Source organism: Herbidospora galbida (assembly GCF_005233835.1).
GTDB lineage: Bacteria > Actinomycetota > Actinomycetes > Streptosporangiales > Streptosporangiaceae > Herbidospora > Herbidospora galbida.
On sequence record NZ_SZQA01000021.1, the window covers coordinates 1 to 19879 of the forward strand.

Sequence of the window (19879 nt, forward strand, 5' to 3'; positions counted from 1 at the left end):
GGAGCCGGCCGCCGCGCAGGCCGCCGTCGCGACCGCGCGGGCCCGCGCCGAGGCGCTGTCGGGTACGACCGGGCCCGGCGCGACCGCCGACGGGCACCCCGTCCCGCTGCTCGCCAACGTCGGTGGCCCGAAAGACCTCGAAGCGGCGCTGGCCAACGGCGCCGAGGGCGTCGGTCTCTACCGCACCGAGTTCCTCTTCCTCGATCGCGCCGACGCGCCGACCGAGGAGGAGCAGCAGGCCGCCTACCGGGCCGTCTTCGACGCCTTCCCCGGCGGACGCGTCGTGGTCCGCACCCTCGACGCGGGCGCCGACAAGCCCCTCGCCTTCCTGCCGCCGCCCGGCGAGGAGCCCAACCCGGCCCTCGGCGAGCGCGGCCTGCGCATGTTCCGCCGCTATCCCGACATGATGGCCGCCCAGCTCGGTGCGCTGGCCCGTGCCGCCGAGGGCACCGAGGCGATCCCCTACGTCATGGCCCCGATGGTGGCGACCGTCGCCGAGGCGGCCTGGTTCGCCGACGCGTGCCACGCGGCCGGGCTGGAGACCGCCGGCATCATGATCGAGGTGCCGTCGGCCGCGCTGCGCGCCCGCGACCTGGCCGGGGTGGTCGACTTCTTCTCGATCGGCACCAACGACCTCACCCAGTACGCCATGGCCGCCGACCGTCAGATCGCCGGGGTCTCCGACCTGCAGGATCCCTGGCATCCGGCGGTGCTCGACCTCATCGCGCTGGCCGCCGGGGCGGCGGGCGCGGCCGGGAAGAGCTGCGGGGTCTGCGGCGAGGCCGGCGCCGATCCGGTGCTGGCCTGTGTGCTGGTCGGACTGGGTGTGACATCGCTGTCGATGGGCGCCCCGGCGCTGCCGTGGGTACGCGCGTCGCTGGCCCGGCACACCCTTGACCAGTGCCGCGCGGCGGCCGACGCCGCCCGAGACGCACCGGGCGCGTCCGAGGCGAAGGCGGCGGCCCGCGCCCACCTGACCGGCCTCGATGATCTGGGGCTCTAGCCGCTACGGTGTCTGGCGTGTCCCTCCACAGGGCGCTGCTCGGCGCCGGTCTGCTCGTCGTCGTGGCGGGGTGTTCGACCACCCCGCCACGCACCGCCCTCCCCAGTTCCCCGACGACCTCGGTCGTCGCCCCGCCCCCCGCTCCCAGCCCGTCGCCGTCTCCCACTGAAGATCCGATGGCCGAGATGACCGTCGAGGAGAAGGTCGGCCAGCTCTTCATGCCGGTGCTCTACGGCTCGTCGGCCCGGTCGGCCCACCAGGAGAACCTGGCCCGCTACGGCGTCGGCAGCCCGGTCGAGGTGATCCAGAAGTACCACCTGGGCGGCGTCATCCTGTTCCCCGGCACGGGCAACATCCAGAGCGCCCGCCAGGTCGCCACGTTCACCGCCGGCCTGCGCTCGGCGGCGAAGAAGGTGCCGCTGCTGATCGGCGTCGACCAGGAGAACGGCATCGTCTCCCGGCTCAAGGGCATCGTCACCGAGATCCCCGGCGCCTCGGTGATCGGTCAGACCGGCGACCTGCGCAACGCCCGCGACGCGGCCCGGGTCACCGCCGAGGAGCTCAACGCGCTCGGCATCTCGCTCGACTTCGCCCCGGTCGCCGACGTGAACGTCAACCCGAACAACCCGGTCATCGGGCCGCGCGCCTACGGGAACGATCCCGAAGAGGTCGCCGACATGGTCGGCGCGGCCGTGCAGGGGTTCCACGACGGCGGGGTCGCGGCGACCGTGAAGCACTTCCCCGGCCACGGCGACACCAACGTCGACAGCCACACCTCGCTGCCGGTCATCGACCACACCCGCGAGGAGTGGGAGAAGCTCGACGCGCCGCCGTTCAAGGAGGCCATCGCCAACGACGTCGACGCCGTCATGAGCGCCCACATCGTGATGCCCGCGCTCGACCCGTCGGGCGACCCGGCCACGCTGTCGAAGAAGATCCTCACCGGGGTGCTCCGCGGCGAACTCGGCTTCGAGGGCGTGGTCTTCACCGACGCGCTCAACATGGACGGCGTCCGCAAGAAGTACGGCGACGGCGAGGTGGCCGTCCGCGCGATCCTGGCCGGGGCCGACATCCTGCTCATGCCGCCCGACTTCGACGTCGCCCGCGACGCCGTCCTCGCGGCGGTCGCGTCGGGCCGCATCACCGCGACCAGGCTGAACCAGTCGGTCGAGCGCATCCTGCACCTGAAGCGGGAGTTCCGCCTCGACAGCCCGCGCACGTTCCCGACCCCGGCCGAGGCCGTGAAGCTCATGAAGACCACTGAGCACCGGGCTGTGGCCCGGCGGATCACCGGCGCCGCAAAATGACTACCCTTTGACCACATGACGGTCAAAGGGGTGCTTATCGACTGGGCCGGAGTGCTCACCACGAGCATGGCCGAGTCCATCAACACGTGGCTGGTCGGCGACAACATCGACGCCGACCACTACCGCGACGTCATGCGCGGCCTCATCACGGCGGCGTACGGCGGCGGCGCCGAGAACCCGATCCACACGCTGGAGCGCGGCGAGATCACCGCACTCGCCTTCGAGACCGGCCTGGCCGCCGAGCTGCGCACGCTCGACGGGATGCCGCCGGTCGCCGAAGGTCTGCTGACCCGCATGTTCGCCGGGTTCCTGCCGGTCGAGGCGATGTTCGAGATGCTCCGCCGGGCGCGCAAGGCCGGATACAAGACCTGCCTGGTGTCGAACTCGTGGGGCAACGACTACGACCGCACCGGCTGGGACGAGGCGTTCGACGCCGTCGTCATCTCGGGCGAGGTCGGCATGCGCAAGCCCGAGCCGCGCATCTTCGAACACGCCGTCGGCCTGGTCGGGCTCGAACCGTCGGAGTGCGTCTTCATCGACGACATCGAGGGCAACATCGTCGCCGCCCGGGAACTGGGCTTCACCGGCATCCTGCACACCCACGCCGACTCGACCATCGCCGAACTGGAGACGTTGCTGAAGGTGCCGTTGCGCGCCCTTCCGTGACTTCCTGGCACACTCGTCGCATGCGTGTCTACCTTCCGTGCACGCTCTCCGCGCTGGCCCGCACGGCCGCCGCGGGTGAGCTGGGCCCCGCTCCGCTGACCGGGTTCGCCGTGACGCCCGCACTCGTGGAGTGGTACGTCTCCGGCGACACCGAGGAGCTCGAATACGTTGCCCTCACGGAGGCGGCCCGCGCGTCGCTGCGGATGATCGCGGCCGACCTGGCCGACGGCGTGACCGCTCCCGCCCGCCGGGTGGTGATCGCGGCCGACGTGCCCGACGCCGACGTCCAGGTCAGCCCCGACGTCGCCGAGCGCGGCCGGGTCAGGCTCGGCGCGCCGGTCCCGATGCGGCTGATCCAGGCCGCCCACGTCGACGAGGAGTCGGCGGTGCCTGACGTCGAGGCCGCCGCGCTCGCGCTCAAGGCGGCCGACGCCGGCGACGACGACGCCCAGTTCACCGTCGACGGCGCCGAGGCCCACGAGCTGCTCTGGTACGCCACCCAGGAGATCCCGGACGTCCTCGGATAACCTTGTTGGCGCTATGACACACATCGTCTGGGACTGGAACGGCACCCTTTTTCACGACTCCGACGCCGTCGTGAGCGCCACCAACGAGATCTTCCGCCCCTACGGGCTGGCCCCCATCGACCTCGACGGGTTCCGCAGCGTCTACTGCCGCCCGATCTGGGTCGCGTACGAACGCATGATCGGCCGCGCCCTCGAAGAGGGCGAGTGGGAGCTGCTCGACCGGGGCTTCCACGACCACTACCACCGGCTGATGGAGGCCTGCCTCCTGGCCGAGGGCGCGGTGGCCAGCCTCGCGGCCTGGGGCGACTCCGGTCGCAGCCAATCGCTGCTGTCGATGTGGCAGCACGAGCGGCTGGTGCCGAAGATCGCCGAGTTCGGCATCGACCACCACTTCACCCGGGTCGACGGCCTGCGCCCCTCGGGCCGCGCCGACCACAAGGCCGACCACATGGAGGCCCACGTCAGGGCCCTCGACCTCGACCCGGCCAAGGTCGTGGTGATCGGCGACAGCGTCGACGACGGCATCGCCGCGCAGCACGTCGGCGCCCGCGCGATCCTCTACACCGGCGGCATGACCAGCCGCGCCGAACTGGCGGCGCTCGGCTTCCCGGTGGTCGACTCGCTCTCAGACGCAATGGATCTGATCTGACCCGATCCGGGGCAGAGGGCCTTACTCTGGGCGAACCCACCTTTTTCCAAGGCAGATTCATGACGCCTCCGGAGGCAGCCATCGACCGCCGACTCGTCCTCTGGAACATCGACCTGACCCTGGTCGACGTCACGATCGTCACCCGGGACGCCTACGCCGAGGCGTTCCGCGCGGTCACCGGGCGTCCGCTCGTGAAGCTGGCGCCCGCGATGGGGCGGCCCGACTCGGAGATCATCTTCGAGACCCTGGCGATCAACGGCATCGTGGTCGACGACGGGCACCTGCCGAGGTTCATCGAGGCGCTGGCCCGGTCGTTCGGCGACCGGCGCAAGCGGCTGGCCAAGGAGGGCCGGGCGATGCCCGGCGCCAAGGACGCGCTGCACGCCGTCTCCCGCCTCGACGGGACGGTCCAGTCGGTGCTGACCGGCACCGTCAAGTCGAACGCCATCCACAAGCTGATGGCCTTCGGCCTCGACAAGTACGTCGACTTCGAGGTCGGCGGCTACGGCGAGGAGGTCTACCCGAAGGCCAGCCTCCTCCAGGTCGCCCAGGGCCGGGCCAAGGACAAGTACCGCGCCCCCTTCGAGGTCGTCCTGATCGGCGACTCGACCCGTGACGTGCAGGCCGCCCGGATCGCCGGAGCCGCGATGATCGCGGTCGCGTCGGGCCGGTCGACCGCCGCCGAACTCACCGAGGCCGGGGCCGACATCGTGCTGCCCGACCTGTCGAACGCCTCCGAAGTGGTCGCCGCGGTGGCCCGCCTGACCGACCGTTATGTGGGGGGCCGACAGTGACATCCCGCTGACCTCGCAGCAGGATGGGCCCCATGGTGAGTGAAGGCGACGTGCTCTGGGTCCCATCGGCCGAGGTCATCCGGGATGCCCGGATCACCCGTTTCCAGGAGGCGGTCGGCCGGCCCGGCTCCTACGACGGGCTGTGGTCGTGGTCGGTCGAGGAGCCCGCCGCTTTCTGGACCGCCGTCTGGGATTACTTCGGCGTCGTCGGCGACCGTTCCGATTCTCCGGTCATAACCGGAGAAATGCCGCAAGCGCAGTGGTTTCCCGGCAGTCGCCTTAATTACGCGGAAAACGCGCTAAAAGGCCCTGCCGACCGTATTGCAGTGATATTTCGGGATGAATCGGGCGAGCGGCGGACGTACACGCTCGGAGAGTTGCGCGACGAAGTCGCGAAAGCGCGGGCCGGGCTGGTCCGGCTCGGCGTGGGGAAGGGCGACCGGGTCGCCGGATATCTGCCGAACATTCCCGAAGCGCTGATCGCCTTTCTCGCCACCGCGTCGCTGGGGGCGATCTGGTCGTCGTGCTCGCCCGACTTCGGGGCCCCGGCGATCATCGACCGGTTCACCCAGATCGAGCCGAAGGTCCTGATCGCGGTCGACGGCTACACCTACAACGGCAGGCGCTTCGACCGGACCGACGTGGTCGCCGACATCGCCGCGCGGCTGCCCTCGCTCAACGCGACCGTGCGCGTCTCCGAGTGGGACTCCTTCACCCGCCCCGGTGACCTGGCCTTCGACCGGGTGCCCTTCGACCACCCGCTCTGGGTGCTCTACTCCTCCGGTACGACCGGGCTCCCCAAGCCCATCGTGCACGGCCACGGCGGCATCGTCGTCGAGCACCTGAAGTCGCTCACCTTCCACCAGGACCTCGGCGAGGGCGACCGGTTCTTCTGGTACACCACCACCGGCTGGATGATGTGGAACTACCTCGCCGGCGGCCTGCTGGTCGGCGCGACGGTCGTCCTGTACGACGGCTCGGCCGCCCACCCCTCGACCGGCGCCCTCTGGGACCTCGTCGCCGAAGAGGGCGTGACCTACTTCGGCACCGGCGCCCCCTACATCGTCGCCTCGATGAAGGCCGGCCTGAAGCCCGCCGGGCTCGAAGCGCTGAAGGGCGTCGGCTCGACCGGCTCGCCTCTCCCGCCCGAGGGCTTCGCCTGGATCTACTCCGACGTGTCGGCGGACGTCCAGCTCGGCTCGTTCTCCGGCGGCACCGACGTCTGCACCGGGTTCGTCGGCGCGGTCAGGACCCTGCCGGTCCGCGCGGGCGTCATCCCGTGCCGCTCGCTCGGGGCGCGGGTCGAGGCGTTCGACCCGGCGGGCGAGCCCGTCACCGGCGAGGTCGGCGAGCTCGTCATCACCGCGCCGATGCCCTCGATGCCGGTCATGTTCTGGAACGACCCCGACGGCCGCCGCTACCGGGAGTCGTACTTCGAGGAGTACCCCGGCGTCTGGCGGCACGGCGACTGGATCAAGATCCTGCCCGACGGGGGCAGCGTCATCTACGGCCGGTCCGACTCGACCCTCAACCGGGGCGGGGTGCGGATGGGCACCAGCGAGTTCTACCGCGTGGTCGAGCGCTTCGACGCCGTCGCCGACAGCCTCGTCATCGACACCGGCCGGCTCGGCCAGGAGGGCCGGCTGCTGCTCTACATCGCCCTCGCCGAAGGACGCGATCTCGACGAGACCCTCGTCAAGGAGCTGAAGACGGCGCTGCGCACCGAGCTGTCGCCGCGCCACGTGCCCGACGAGATCGCGGCCGTGCCGGGGATCCCGCGCACCCTGTCGGGCAAGAAGCTCGAAGTGCCGGTGCGCAAGATCCTCCAGGGCGTGCCGGTCGAGCAGGCCGCCAACCCCGACGCGATGGCCAACCCCGAGGTGCTGGCGTTCTTCACACCCCTTGCGGATGCCTGAAGAATCCCGTCGGGTCGTAGACCTTCTTCACGGCCGCCAGCCGGGCGGCGTTGGCGCCGTAATACTGATCCTTATAGTCCTTTAGGGCTATATCGGGATAGTTAACGTAGGCATGCCGTCCGAGCCTCGGCGTCATCGAATCGCGGGCCGAGCGGACCCACGCGCTTGCGCCGTCGAAGTGGGCGTAGTACTGGAGGCTGAACAGCGCCTTCCGGTGCGGGAAGGCCGTCGCGCCGGGGGCCACCCGGCCGACCGCCCCGCCCAGCGCGTCGATCAGGACGGTGTGCCGCCCGGCCCGGCCCACCTGGGCGATGAGCGCCCTGATGGTCGCGTCGCTCATCTCGGCGTACGCGAAATGGGAGCTGGCGCTGAACCGGTCGCGCGGCCCGGTGTGGCAGGCCTCCAGGGTCGAGCAGCCGGCCATGAAGTACATCGCCTGGAGGTAACTCAGCGACTTGACCGTCCGTGTCGACGGCGGGAAACCCTTCAGGAGGGCCTCACAGCGCGATCTGGAGCCCAAATAGAGCCCGGTGACGGAGACGGATCGCCCCGGATCCTGGGAGAGGTGCAGATTCGACCACAGCGCGTCGGGTGCCGCGGGGGCCCATTTCTGCCACTTCTTCACCACCGCGAACGCCTGCGACCACGGCCAGCGCATCGTGAACACGGTGACGTCCTGGACGGGGTGGGTCTGGTAGGTGAACGAGGTGGCGATGCCGAAGTTCCCGCCGCCGCCTCCGCGCAGCGCCCAGAACAGGTCGGGGTGGCTGCCGGCCGTGGCCGTGATCAGCTTTCCGCCGGCCGTCACGAGGGAGACGGCCTTCAGCACGTCGATCGTCAGCCCGTAGCGGCGTGCGACGACCCCGATCCCGCCGCCCAGCGTCAGGCCGGCCACCCCGACCGTCGGGCACGAGCCCGCGGGGATGCTGACGCCGCTCCTGCCCAGGGTGGCGTAGACGTCGATGAGCTTGGCCCCCGCCCCGACCGTCGCCAGGCCGCCGGTGAGCTTCACGGCCTTGAGCTGGGAGACGTCCACGACCAGGCCGGATCCGGTCGACCAGCCGGCGTACGAGTGGCCGCCCGACCTCGGGTGCACCGCCAGGCCGTGGCGGCGGGCGAACCCCACGCAGGCCGCCACGTCGGCGGCGGAGGCGCAGTAGGCGACGGCCCGGGGGGTCGCATTGTCGAAGGCGACGTTGAAGACGCGTTTGGCGGTGGCGTAGGAGGCGTCGCCGGGCCGTACGAGACGGCCCTTCAGCGTCCTGTCCAGCGCGGCCCAGTCGGGCGCCGCGCCCGCGAACGGCGCGAGCGCCGCCGCGGACAGAAATTCACGACGATCCACTGCACATCACTCCCCGAGGGTTGGTACTACCTCGTGAGACGACCGCTTGGATAACGGAACGATTACTTCCGGGAGTCGACTCGGAGCGCGAGCGCCGGGCACATCTCGACCGCCCGCTGCGCCTCGCTCTTGGCCCACGCCGGGACCGGCGCGTCCATGAACACCGGGAAGCCGTGGTGGTCGAGTTTGACCAGGTCGGGCATGAGGTGGGCGCAGAGGCCGTGGCCCTGGCAGCGGGTCCAGTCGACCACCAGCCGCACGTCGCTGGCCTCGGTGATCGGCATGGGCAGGGTGTTCTTCACACCCCGGCCGCACGAGCCGTTGATGATGTGCTCGTCGACGTCCTCGGCGAAGGCCTCCAGGGCCGACAGCACGAAGCGGGTCGTGCCGTCGGGGTGGAAGCACGCGCCCCGGCCCTTCACCGCCGTGGCGGCCGATTTCACCAGGTCGTGGGCCTGCGGGTCGCCCATGGTGAGCTCCGACAGGGCCCGCGCGAGCGCCGGCAGGCCGATGCGGCACGGGCCGCACTGCCCCGACGACTGCTGGGCGAGATAGGCGGCGACCCGGACCGTCTCCCCGAGGGGACACGTGTCCGGGCCCAGCGGCACGATGATGCCCGCGCCGAGCTCACCGCCCGCCTGCTGCATGCCCCGGCGCGACACGATCGCGCCGTAGGCGTCGGCCGCGCTGAGCCACTTGCCGTGGTAGCCGCCGATGAGCACGCCGTCGCCGACGTCCGCCTCGCACATGTCGAGCACCTGCGCCAGCGGCACGCCGGGCGTGACCTCCACGACCGAGGGCGCCTTCACCGACCCGCTCACGCTGAGCAGGGTGGTGCCGGGCTCCTGCACGGTGCCGACGGAGCCGTACTCCTCCGGGCCCAGCTCGGCGAGCAGCGCGAGCTGGGCGAACGTCTCGGTGTTCGACAGCAGGGTGGGCAGTCCGCGCACCCCGGCGTCGCTGGTCCGGACCTTCCGCCCGGACGGCTGGCCCAGCTCGCCGTTCACCGCCCGGACGAGGGACCCGCCCTCGCCGGAGATGAACCGCTCCTGGATGCCGGCCACCCGGACGTATCCGATGAGCCCGCGCTCGGCCACGGCCGCGCGCATCGAGCCCTCCGCCAGCTCACCCGCGGGGGTGGCGATGACCACCTCTTTGGCGTCCAGCGCACTGGCCGCCAGCAGCGCGCCCTCGAGCACGAGGTGCGGCTTGCGGGTGAGCAGCATCTTGTCCTTCATGCTGGCCGGCTCGCCTTCGGCGGCGTTGACCAGCACGACGGTGTCGGAGGTGCGCGCGTTGGCCTGGACGGCCCGGAGTTTGCGCGCGAACGGGAAGGCCGCCCCACCGCGTCCCCGCAGGTCGACCTCTTCAGCCAGCGAGATCAGTGAGTCGACGGACTGGCCGTCGAGTTTGCCGTGGATCTCGTAGTGAGTGTCGAGGTCCATCCGGCGGTGCTCGTCGAGGCCGGCGGTGAGCCGGGCCGGACCGAGCCTGCGGATCTTGGAGACGCGGTAGGGAATCATGTCTTAGACAACCCTCCTTAGCTTCTGAGGCTGGGCGACCTGCTCGCGCTCGGCCTCCCGGGTCTTCTTGCGCTTGGCGTCCTCCTGCGGCATCGGCAGCTCCTCCATCTCGTCCCGCATGGTCGTCTTCGGCCTGAGCGAGACGATCGCGCGGATCATGAGGGCGGTGCCGACGGCCACGATGCAGAGGATGTAGCTCCACGCCACCCAGGGCGCGGGGGTACGTCCGGCCGCCAGGCCGTGCAGGATCGAGACGGGCCAGGCCAGATAGGCCAAGTCGTGCAGGCCACGCCAGATCCAGGGGTGTACGGCCATGGCGAACCGGCCACGCATCACCCCGGTGGCGACGATCACGATGAACAGGTCCGACGCGACGGCGCCGGCTCCCACCGCCAGGCTGGTGGTGGGAATCACCGACCCGTACGACGGGACCAGCCCGGCCGCGATCTTCATGCCGATGTGGACGACCAGGAAGCCGACCCCGATGAGGGCGGCGCCCCGGTGCACGAGCTGGGCCCGGACCCGCCACTTGATCGGCAGGATCATGCGCTCGGACGTGAGCAGTCCGAGTCCCACGGTCGCCGTGAGCGCCACGAGCGAGAAGACGCCCGCGTAGAACGTGAGGAACTCCTGCGCCATCAGCAGGACCTGGGTGCTCAGGCCCAGACGGGCACCGAGCAGGGATCCGGCCATGATGGTGAACGCGAGAGAGCCCAGGACGATCCGAACGCCTCGTTTCTGGAGGTCGAAGCGTTCGGATCGCCGATGAGCCCGCCTTTTTGACACTGATTCCTCCGATTAGGGGGGATCTGCCGAGGGCTCTGAGGCCGCCTGTCAGCAGCGGCGATTACGGTTGATGCACTGCACCATGAAGTTCATGAGGTTGTTGGGCATGACGTTGTGGAAGTCGGCGTGGTCGGTGATCGGGCTGTGCTTCTGCTCCGGGAACGCGTCCACGGCGAAGCTGGCGCCCTGCGGCACCGAGTAGGCCAGGGTCATGCGCAGCTGGGGAACGGCCCGGGTGCCCTGGGGGCAGCGGCCGCTCTGGTCGGGGAACACGATGTGCGTCCGGTGGTTGGCGCTGTCGGTGTTCTGACCGTCCCAGCAGCTCGGGAAGTCCAGGATGCGCATCACGAGGCTGCCCCTCGGACAGACCGGATACTTGTCGGAAGCCCGGTTCTGGAAACCGGAGCAGGTCCACTGCGCCCGCGCGTTGGCCGGACCGTTGGTGGCCGCCTTGGCGTCACCGGTGATCACACGCAGGAAGCGGGGCATCGCGACGACCCGGCTGAACCGGTTGCCGCGGAACTGGAGCTGGACCGAACGCGGGGTCAGGATCTGACCGACGTTGCCGTCGGCGAAGCCGCCGATCTCCGAACCGTCCTGGCCGGGCTGCGGAGGCTGGCCGGTCTGGCCGGGCTGCGGCTGCTGCCCGCCGTTGTTGCCGCCGTTGTTGTTCCCGCCCTGGTTGTTGCCCCGGCCGCCGTTGTTGTCGCCGCGGTTGCCGAAGCGGCTCTGGTTCTCCGGCTGGGGCTGCTGCCTGCTGAAGCTCTGCGCCTGCGCCGCGCCGTTGCCGGCGTTCGCTGCGGGCTGCTGGCTCTGGTCGGCCTGGCCGGTGTTCCCCGCCTGGTCATTGACGGGCTGGTCGCCTTGCTGCGCAGCCTGGTCATTGACGGCTTGATCGTTGGGAGCGGCCTGGTCGCCCTGCTGCTGCTGTTGCTGCTGAGGCTGGGCGTTGGGGTCCTGCTGCTGGTTCGGGTCCTGCTGCTGGTTGGGATCCTGCTGTTGCTGGTTCGGATCCTGTTGCTGCTGGTTGGGGTCCTGCTGCTGCTGCTGTTGCTGCTGGTCCTGCTGTCGCTGCTGCTGATTGTTGTTCTGGCCCTGCAGCCTCAGGTCCGGCCGGAGGCGGAGGATGGGCCAGAAGTACGCGGACCGGTCGCCGTTCCGGCAGGTCGTGCCGCCGGCGGCGAGCGACTGGTCGGTGGAGAACCCGTTGGTGGTGACGTTGCCCACGTAGTCGTGGACGTGGTGCGCGCCGTTCGTCACACCCGGCGCGACGATGTGGTTGTCGGAGTTGCGGTGCCCTCTTTCGTTGCGGCCACACTGCGAGGTGAACGATCCGCCGCCTGCGACGACGCCGTTGGCGCGGCCGACGCGGCGGATGTCGACGAAGTCGCTCAGGGCCGGGCCGAGTGCGTCGCACTCGGCGCCGCCGATGCGTGGGTCGCAGGCCGCGAAGGCCGGCGTGGGGAAGCTCGGCAGGATCAGGGACCCGGCCAGCAGAGCTCCCGCCATGGCGAGGGCGCGTTTACGCATGTTCTTCTTTTCCTCCTGGTTAGACCGGCGGGACCGGGAGCGCGGAGTAGTCCACCAGGCCGGTCTCCTCGAGCACACGCATGTGCTTCATGACGACCACGTTGGCCTCCGCGGCGAAGGCGCGGATCCTCTCGTTCCGCGTCCCTGCGCGGATCGCGGCGACCGTGGCGAAGACCTTGCCGTGGGCGGCCCGCAGCCGGTCGGCGAAGATCTGGTCGAACTGGGCGCCGGTCGCGTTCGACATCTCACCCAGCCAGCGCTGCTGGTCAGGGTTGGGTTCGTTGGGGAGCAGCACGCCGAGGGCGGCGGCCTCCGCGCGGACCGCCTCGTCGAGCTTCGCGTGGTCGACCATCAGGTGGTTGCCCGCGATCTTGACCTTCTCGTTGGTCGAGCGCTCCTGAGCCCAGCGGCCGGCGGGGATCTCCCAGAGCCCCGCCCACCGCACCTTCACGAGGAAGTCCCTGTCGGCGGGGCTCAACGGGCCCCACCGGGTCGAAGTGAAACCCTGCTGCGCCGTCGCCTGTTCTTGGGGCACGACGACGATGACGGCGACGGCCGCCGCGAACAGGAAAACCGCGAAGACCACGAGTTCCCCGAACCGGAACCGCATGGCGCCTCCTCTCTTTCGGGGGGAGGTACGCGGGCTTGTGGCGGATGGTTCAGGAATAGTTAGAAATGACGAGAGTTGTCAGAGTTGTGTACAGGCCACAAAGGCTGATGCAAATATGTGGCCTGTGCGCCGACAACTCGACAGCCGGTTCGAGCGTCTGGACCCCGACGTAGACCCTGATTGGGATGATCGCCTCATCAGGGAGCTCTATAACGAGTTCGGTGGTCCGTTGCTCCGTCAGGTCAGGCAGACGACCGGCAACGACCTTCAGTGGGCGGAGGACGTCGTTCAGGAGACGTTGCTTCGTGCCTGGCGTAACGCGGCGAAACTGACGTGGGAGAGGGGTCTGCTCTGGGCATGGCTCCTCACCGTCTCTCGCCGCATCGTGATCGACGGCCGCCGCCGCCGCGGTGTCCGTCCCCGGGAGGTGGAACCACCCGAGGCGGACAGCATCGCGGTGCCCGACGGTGCCGACAAGACTCTGGCGGCGATCGTCGTCGCCGACGCCTTGCGCGGCCTGAGCGCCGATCACCGAGAAGTTATCGAACAGACATACTTACGGGACCGTACGGTTAACGAGGCAGCAGTGATACTGGGGATACCTCCGGGTACTGTGAAATCGAGGCTGTACTACGCTCTGCGTTCCCTCCGCGGGGTCCTGAAGGAGAGGGGAGTGGCCAGCTGATGTCCGAGTCGTCACACCTTGAAGTGGCGGCCTACGCCCTCGGGGTGCTTGACGACGGCGACGTCGAGGCCTTCGAACGCCACCTCGACGCGTGTGAGCGGTGCCGACAGGAGCTCAAGACGATGTCCGAGCTGCCCGGCCTGCTCGATGGAGTGAAGTCATCATCGGAGCGAGCCAACTAATCCGCGTGACGTGAGAACACCGCAGCCGTCGACCTCGAGTTTGACGGCTGCGGTGTTTTCGGCTGTTATCGGAGACGAGACGCGGACGGCCGGAGGCCGGTCGTGGCTCGTCTTGTGAATCTGCCCGATGGACACGAGACGCGGACGGCCGGGGGCCGGTCGTGGCTCGTCTTGTGAATCTGCCCGATGGACACGAGACGCGGACGGCCGGGGGCCGGTCGTGGCTCGTCTTTTGAATCTGCCTTAGATGCTGGTGGTCCAATGCTGCCGGTCAACGGAGACCGGTAGGCGTCCGCCCAGAGGTCGCGTCCCCGTGTCGTGCATCTATCACCGTTTCACGGGAAGCGCTGTGCGATGCTGACACGACCGCCCTCCTCTTCGCGGCTGACGTGAGGGCCCTCACGCAACTCGCACCAGCTCACAAAGGAGTGAGGACCGCGATGCCGCTCGATCCGGCCGGGGAACTCGACGACCTGCTCCGCGCGGCCGCCGCCGCGTGCGGCGACGCCGATGACGACACCCTCGGATATCTACGGGAGTTCTACCGCAACGTCCCGCCCGACGACCTCGCCCACCGCGACCCGGCCAACATCTACGGTCCGGCGCTGGCCCACCGCAGGCTCGCCGCGGTCCGGCCGCAGGGACGGGCGCTGGTGCGGGTGCTTCCCCAGGCCCCCGACGACCACGGATGCGACCTTGGCGACTCGGTGGTCCAGATCGTCACCGACGACATGCCCTACCTGGTCGACTCGGTCACCAACGAGATCGAACGGCACGAGCTCGGCGCCCATCTGATCGTCCACCCCCAGATGCGGGTGCGCCGCGACATGACCGGCCGGCTCCTCGGGCCCGACGAGATGGACGTCACCGGCCTCACCCTGGCCGAGTCGTGGATGTACATCGAGATCGACCGCCAGACCGACCCGGTCGCGCGCGGCCTGCTCGAGTCCGACCTGCTACGGGTCCTCGACGACGTGCGCGGCGCGGTCGAAGACCAGGCGAAGATGCGCGCCCTGGCCGTCTCCACCGCCGACGACCTCGCGGTCAACCCGCCGCCGCTCGACCCCGGCGAGGTCGAAGACAGCCTGGAGCTGCTCCACTGGCTGGCCGACGGCCACTTCACCTTCCTCGGCTACCGCGAATACCGGCTCGAAGAGGACGACACGCTCACCTCACAGCCGGGCACCGGCCTGGGCGTGCTGCGCCCCGACCGGGCGGGCTCGGGCAGCTTCGCCGCGATGCCGCCGGAGCTGCGCGCCAAGGCCCGCGAGAAGCAGGTGCTGATCGTCACCAAGGCCAACAGCCGGGCCACCGTCTCGCGCCCCGCCTACCTCGACTACGTCGGGGTCAAGCTCTTCTCGCCCGAAGGCGAGGTGGTCGGCGAGCGCCGCTTCCTCGGCCTGTTCACCCACGTCGCCTACAACGAGTCGATCTCCCGGGTGCCGCTGCTGCGCCGCAAGCTGGCCGCCGTGCTGGAGAAGGCCGGGCTGTCGCCCGACAGCCACGACGGCAAGGACCTCATCGAGATCCTGGAGACCTACCCGCGCGCCGAGCTCTTCCAGATCTCCGCCGACGAGCTGCTGCCGATCGCCCTGGGCGTGCTGCGGCTGCGCGAGCGCAAGCAGGTCAAGCTGTTCCTGCGCCGCGACGACTACGGCCGCTACATCTCCTGCCTGATCTATCTGCCGCGCGACCGCTACACCACCAAGGTCCGCCTGCAGATCCAGGACCTGCTGATGAAGGCCCTGAGCGGGCACACCCTCGACTACAGCGCGATGATCGGCGAGTCGGCGCTGGCCCGGCTGCACGTCGTCGTCCGCGGCGAGCGCGGCGTGCCGCTGACCACCGAGGGCGTCGACGTCGACGCTCTGGAGGCCAAGGTCACCGCCGCCACCCGCACCTGGGAGGACGACCTCGCCGCCGCCATCGCCGACCTGTGCGACGAGGCCGACGTGCCGGGGCTGATCCGCCGCTACAGCATCGCCTTCCCCGAGGGCTACAAGGCCGACTTCCCGCCCCGCGCCGCCGTCGCCGACCTCAAGCGCCTCGAACAGCTCAGCGACGACGACGCCGACGACATCGCCATGAACCTCTACGAACCGCTCGACGCGGTCGAGGGGGAGTGGCGGTTCAAGCTCTACCGGCTCGGCGCGGCGATCTCGCTGTCCCACGTCCTGCCGCTGCTGGCGCGAATGGGCGTCGAGGTCGTCGACGAGCGGCCCTACCAGGTCGACCGCGACAACGACCCGCGCACCAAGGACGCCTGGATCTACGACTTCGGGCTGCGCTACACCCGGGCCGCGGAGCTGGCCGCCGACGACTTCAAGCGCCTGTTCCAGGACGCCTTCGCCGCCCTGTGGCGGGGCCAGGTCGAGAACGACGGCTTCAACGCGCTCGTGCTCGCCGCCGGCATGACCTGGGAGCAGGCCGAGGTGCTGCGCGCCTACGCCAAGTACCTGCGCCAGGCCGGGGCCACCTTCTCGCAGGACTACATCGAGAAGACGCTGCTCGGGAACCTGCGGCTGGCCCGCCTGCTGGTGCGCCTGTTCGAGGCCCGGCTCGACCCGCGCCTGCCCGAGACCTCCCGCGAGGACATGTCGGCCGCGCTGCGGGAAGAGGTGCTGGCCTCCCTCGACGAGGTCGCCTCGCTCGACGAGGACCGCATCCTGCGGGCCTACCTCGAATGCGTCGGCGCGACGCTGCGCACCAACTTCTTCCAGCACGACGCCGAGGGCCGGCGCAAGCCGTACACCTCGCTGAAGTTCGACCCTCAGTCGATCAGCGTGCTGCCCCTCCCGAGGCCCAAGTTCGAGATCTTCGTGTACGGACGGCGCGTCGAGGGAGTGCACCTGCGCTTCGGCAAGGTGGCCCGAGGGGGGCTGCGCTGGTCCGACCGCATGGAGGACTTCCGGACCGAGATCCTCGGCCTGGTCAAGGCGCAGATGGTGAAGAACACCGTGATCGTGCCGACCGGGTCGAAGGGCGGCTTCGTCGTCAAGCACCCGCCGCAGGGCGGCCGCGACGAGTTCCTCGCCGAGGGCGTCGCCTGCTACAAGCAGTTCATCTCCGGCCTGCTCGACCTGACCGACAACCTGGTCCACGGCCAGGTCGTGCCGCCCGCCGACGTGGTGCGCCACGACGGCGACGACACCTACCTCGTGGTCGCCGCCGACAAGGGCACCGCGACGTTCTCCGACATCGCCAACGGCGTGGCCAAGGACTACGGCTTCTGGCTGGGCGACGCGTTCGCCTCCGGCGGCTCGGTCGGCTACGACCACAAGGCCATGGGCATCACTGCACGGGGCGCCTGGGAGTCGGTCAAATACCACTTCCGCACCCTCGGGCTCGACACCCAGACCACCGACTTCACCGTCGCCGGCGTGGGCGACATGTCGGGCGACGTATTCGGCAACGGCATGCTGCTCTCGCGGCACATCCGCTTGGTGGCCGCCTTCGACCACCGCCACGTCTTCGTCGACCCCGACCCCGACGCCTCCCGCGGCTTCGCCGAGCGCGAGCGCCTGTTCGCCCTGCCGCGCAGCTCGTGGGACGACTACGACCGCGGCCTGATCTCCACCGGGGGCGGGGTGTGGCCGCGTACCGCGAAGTCGATCCCGGTCTCCCCGCAGATGCGGAGCGCGCTCGGCATCGACGCCGCCGTCACCTCACTGGCCCCGAACGACCTGATCAGCGCCATCCTCCGGGCCCCGGTCGACCTGCTGTGGAACGGCGGCATCGGCACCTACGCCAAGGCCACCGCCGAGTCGAACGCCGACGTCGGCGACAAGGCCAACGACGGGCTCCGGGTCAACGCCGCCGACCTGCGCTGCAAGGTCATCGGCGAGGGCGGCAACCTCGGCTTCACCCAGCTGGCCCGCATCGAGTTCGCGCTGCGCGGCGGCCTGGTCAACACCGACTTCATCGACAACTCCGCCGGGGTCGACACCTCCGACCACGAGGTCAACATCAAGATCCTCCTCGACGAGGCGGTCCGCGAGGGCGACCTGACCGAGAAGCAGCGCAACGGGCTGCTGGCCCAGATGACCGGCGAGGTCGGCGACCTGGTGCTGCGCGACAACCACGCCCAGAACGTGGTGCTCGCCGCGGCCCGCAAGCAGGCCGCCGACATGCTGCACATCCACACCCGCTACCTGCGGCGGCTGGAGCGCCAGGGCCAGCTCAACCGGGCGCTGGAGTTCCTCCCCTCCGACAAGGCGCTGGCCGAACGCCGCCAGGCCGGGCTCGGGCTGACCGCGCCGGAGTTCTCGGTGCTGCTGGCCTACACCAAGCTGGTGGTCGACCAGGAGGTGCTCGCCAGCGACCTGCCCGACGACCCGGCACTGCGCGAGTGGCTGGTCTCCTACTTCCCGTCGGCGTTGCGGGGGGCGTACGAGACCTTCATGGACAATCACCCGCTGCGGCGGGAGATCATCACCACCGGCGTCACCAACGACCTGGTCAACAGCGGCGGCACCAGCTTCGTCTTCCGGTTCCACGAGGAGCTGGGCGTCTCCACGCCCGACATCGCGCGGGCCTACCTGGTGACCCGGCGGGTCTTCGACCTGCCCGCGTTCCGCCGCCAGGTCGAGGGGCTCGACAACCGGGTCGACGTCGACACCCAGCTGGCCATGCTGCTCGAAGGCCGCAAGCTGTCGGAGCGCGGCACCCGCTGGCTGCTCAACAACCGCCGCCCGCCGCTCGACCTGGCCGCCTCGGCCCGGTTCTTCGCCGAGGGCGCCGCCCTGCTGCCCAACCTGCCCAAGCTCCTGACCGGTCCCGACCTGACCGCCTTCGAGGAGCGCCGCGACCACTTCGTCGGCCGCGGCGTGCCCGACGAGCTGGCCGAGCGGGTGGCCGCGATGGTGCCCGCCTACTCGACCTTCGACCTGGTCGAGATCGCGGTCGCCACCGACCGGCCGGTGAGCGAGGTGGCCGAGGTCTACTTCGACCTGGCCGACCGCGTCCAGCTCGCCCGCCTGCGCGAACGCGTGATAGCGCTGCCGCGCGACAGCCGGTGGAACACGATGGCCCGCTCGGCGCTCCGCGACGACCTCTACGCCGCCCACGCCAGCCTCACTCATGACGTGCTGATGCACAGCAAGCCGGGCGAGGCGCCGGAGGAGCGGCTGGCCCGCTGGTCGGAGGCCAACGAGGCCGAGGTGACCCGGTCGCGGCAGACCCTGTCGGAGATCTGGGAGAGCGACGTCTTCGACCTGGCGACCCTGTCGGTGGCCCTGCGCGCGATCCGGACCCTGGTCGCCACCAGCGGTCTGCCGCGCGCTACTCCGTAGCGCTGGCCTGGGTGATCCGGCCGTCGTAGGCGATGATCTCGGCCTTCGCGGTGGAGGTGCGGGGCGGGACGAGCGCCAGGAACTGCTGGGTCTCCTGGATCCGCCGGTCTTTGAGGATCTCGGTCGTCGTCAGGTCCCACCTGGCGTCGGCCGGGATCGGCAGATGGCCGCCCACGGCGTTGGGCAGCGCCGGGATCCACTGGCTGGTGCGGGTCAGCGTGTAGAAGAGCAGGCCGCCGCCGTCGGCGGTGCGGACCGCCTGAACCGGGTAGGAGGCCGCCGCCGCGAAGATCGAGATGTACTCGTACCCCTCGGTCTTGTAGATCTTCTTCTGCGCGGCGATGTCGTCGAAGAAGCCCTTGGTCAGCGGGCCCTCCTCGATCAGGTCGGAGGTGAACCCGTCGGGGCCCTCCTCGGCGACCGTGGCGTGCAGGGGGCCCAGCAGGTTGGGGCTGATCGCGATCGACTGGTCGCGGGCGTCGAGCGAGACGGCGTAGCCCTCGGCGTCTTCGGCGATCTGGGGCAGGACGGCGCCGCTGTTCAGCAGGGTGGCGAGCCCGCGCTGCCAGAACTCGCCCTCTTTCATGAACGTCATGATCGCGGTCTGCTTCACCTTGCCGTGGCGCCGCTCGGCCACCGCCGCGAACCAGGGGGTGACCCCCTTCTGCAGGCGCGGGACGATCAGCCGGCGCGGTCCCCAGGAGTATCGGATGGGCCTGTTTTCGGATGACCGATATTCGGCCAGCACGAGCGGGTCCTGGCCGTCCCTGGCGCGGTCGAGGGCCATGCGGCCGTCGCCCATGCTCCTGATCACGTCGTCGGCGCCGAGGAAGACGTCGGCCGCCCTGGCCGCCTCGTCGAGGGTGAGGGCGGGCGGGGCCGGAGTGGGGGAGGGCTTGGTGGTGGCGGCGACCGGGCTCGGCTTGGGCGCGGGGCCCTGGCTCGTGCATCCCGCCAGCAGCAGAAAGGCCAGAGGAAGGGTCAGCGCGCGGCGCATGTGAATCCCCCTCCCTTGTGCAAAAGGGACCGTACCTGAGTCGGTCCGGTGTTCGCGTACCCTTTAGAAAC

General features: G+C 70.1%; 16 protein-coding genes. 10 read left to right on the forward strand and 6 right to left on the reverse strand.

What is annotated here, in order from left to right:
- The 7 genes from FDA94_RS21245 to FDA94_RS21275 all read left to right on the forward strand — a co-directional run.
- Positions 1–1003 (forward strand): putative PEP-binding protein (locus FDA94_RS21245; protein WP_137248843.1); only part of this gene is annotated, 1003 nt, incomplete at its 5' end.
- Between the two features lie 17 nt (positions 1004–1020).
- Positions 1021–2310, forward strand: a complete 1290-nt coding sequence (gene nagZ, locus FDA94_RS21250) for a beta-N-acetylhexosaminidase (protein ID WP_246060074.1) — start codon at positions 1021–1023, stop codon at positions 2308–2310.
- Between the two features lie 15 nt (positions 2311–2325).
- Entirely contained in the window at positions 2326–2976 is a 651-nt protein-coding gene (locus tag FDA94_RS21255; protein ID WP_137248844.1) for an HAD family hydrolase, read from the forward strand.
- 20 nt (positions 2977–2996) lie between these two features.
- Entirely contained in the window at positions 2997–3503 is a 507-nt protein-coding gene (locus FDA94_RS21260) for a DUF6912 family protein (RefSeq protein WP_030451232.1), read from the forward strand.
- A 13-nt stretch (positions 3504–3516) separates the two neighbouring features.
- Positions 3517–4152, forward strand: a complete 636-nt coding sequence (locus tag FDA94_RS21265) for an HAD family hydrolase (protein WP_137248845.1) — start codon at positions 3517–3519, stop codon at positions 4150–4152.
- A 59-nt stretch (positions 4153–4211) separates the two neighbouring features.
- The gene (locus FDA94_RS21270) at positions 4212–4946 is read left to right on the forward strand and encodes an HAD family hydrolase (RefSeq protein ID WP_137248846.1); all 735 of its coding nucleotides are present in this window, start codon (positions 4212–4214) and stop codon (positions 4944–4946) included.
- A gap of 32 nt (positions 4947–4978) precedes the next feature.
- Entirely contained in the window at positions 4979–6862 is a 1884-nt protein-coding gene (locus tag FDA94_RS21275) for an acetoacetate--CoA ligase (protein WP_137248847.1), read from the forward strand.
- Here FDA94_RS21275 and FDA94_RS21280 read toward each other — a convergent pair.
- The 5 genes from FDA94_RS21280 to FDA94_RS21300 form a co-directional block, all read right to left on the reverse strand.
- A complete protein-coding gene (locus FDA94_RS21280) occupies positions 6840–8204 on the reverse strand; it encodes an FAD-binding oxidoreductase (RefSeq protein ID WP_137248848.1) in 1365 nt (454 codons plus the stop codon). The two genes, FDA94_RS21275 and FDA94_RS21280, sit on opposite strands and share 23 nt — an antisense overlap.
- 62 nt (positions 8205–8266) lie before the next feature.
- Positions 8267–9727, reverse strand: coding sequence for an NADH-quinone oxidoreductase subunit NuoF family protein (locus tag FDA94_RS21285; protein WP_137248849.1), 1461 nt, complete (start codon positions 9725–9727; stop codon positions 8267–8269).
- A gap of 3 nt (positions 9728–9730) precedes the next feature.
- Complete coding sequence (locus FDA94_RS21290) at positions 9731–10420, reverse strand: hypothetical protein (protein ID WP_137248850.1); 690 nt, start codon at positions 10418–10420, stop codon at positions 9731–9733.
- A 141-nt stretch (positions 10421–10561) separates the two neighbouring features.
- Entirely contained in the window at positions 10562–12043 is a 1482-nt protein-coding gene (locus FDA94_RS21295; protein WP_137248851.1) for a DUF1996 domain-containing protein, read from the reverse strand.
- A 19-nt stretch (positions 12044–12062) separates the two neighbouring features.
- The gene (locus FDA94_RS21300) at positions 12063–12653 is read right to left on the reverse strand and encodes a DUF4142 domain-containing protein (RefSeq protein WP_062335411.1); all 591 of its coding nucleotides are present in this window, start codon (positions 12651–12653) and stop codon (positions 12063–12065) included.
- 115 nt (positions 12654–12768) lie between these two features.
- On the opposite strand from FDA94_RS21300, the gene FDA94_RS21305 reads away from it, so the two are divergent.
- The 3 genes from FDA94_RS21305 to FDA94_RS21315 all read left to right on the forward strand — a co-directional run bounded on the left by FDA94_RS21305 (position 12769) and on the right by FDA94_RS21315 (position 18811).
- Positions 12769–13338 carry a sigma-70 family RNA polymerase sigma factor gene (locus FDA94_RS21305; protein WP_062335413.1) on the forward strand — a complete coding sequence of 190 codons (570 nt, stop codon included), beginning with the start codon at positions 12769–12771 and terminating at the stop codon, positions 13336–13338.
- The gene (locus FDA94_RS21310) at positions 13338–13520 is read left to right on the forward strand and encodes a zf-HC2 domain-containing protein (protein ID WP_062344630.1); all 183 of its coding nucleotides are present in this window, start codon (positions 13338–13340) and stop codon (positions 13518–13520) included. The genes FDA94_RS21305 and FDA94_RS21310 overlap by 1 nt, the downstream gene beginning before the upstream one ends.
- A gap of 440 nt (positions 13521–13960) precedes the next feature.
- Positions 13961–18811, forward strand: coding sequence for an NAD-glutamate dehydrogenase (locus tag FDA94_RS21315; RefSeq protein WP_137248852.1), 4851 nt, complete (start codon positions 13961–13963; stop codon positions 18809–18811).
- Here FDA94_RS21315 and FDA94_RS21320 read toward each other — a convergent pair.
- The gene (locus tag FDA94_RS21320; RefSeq protein WP_137248853.1) at positions 18801–19808 is read right to left on the reverse strand and encodes a DUF8094 domain-containing protein; all 1008 of its coding nucleotides are present in this window, start codon (positions 19806–19808) and stop codon (positions 18801–18803) included. The genes FDA94_RS21315 and FDA94_RS21320 overlap by 11 nt on opposite strands.
- Positions 19809–19879: the final 71 nt, after the last annotated feature.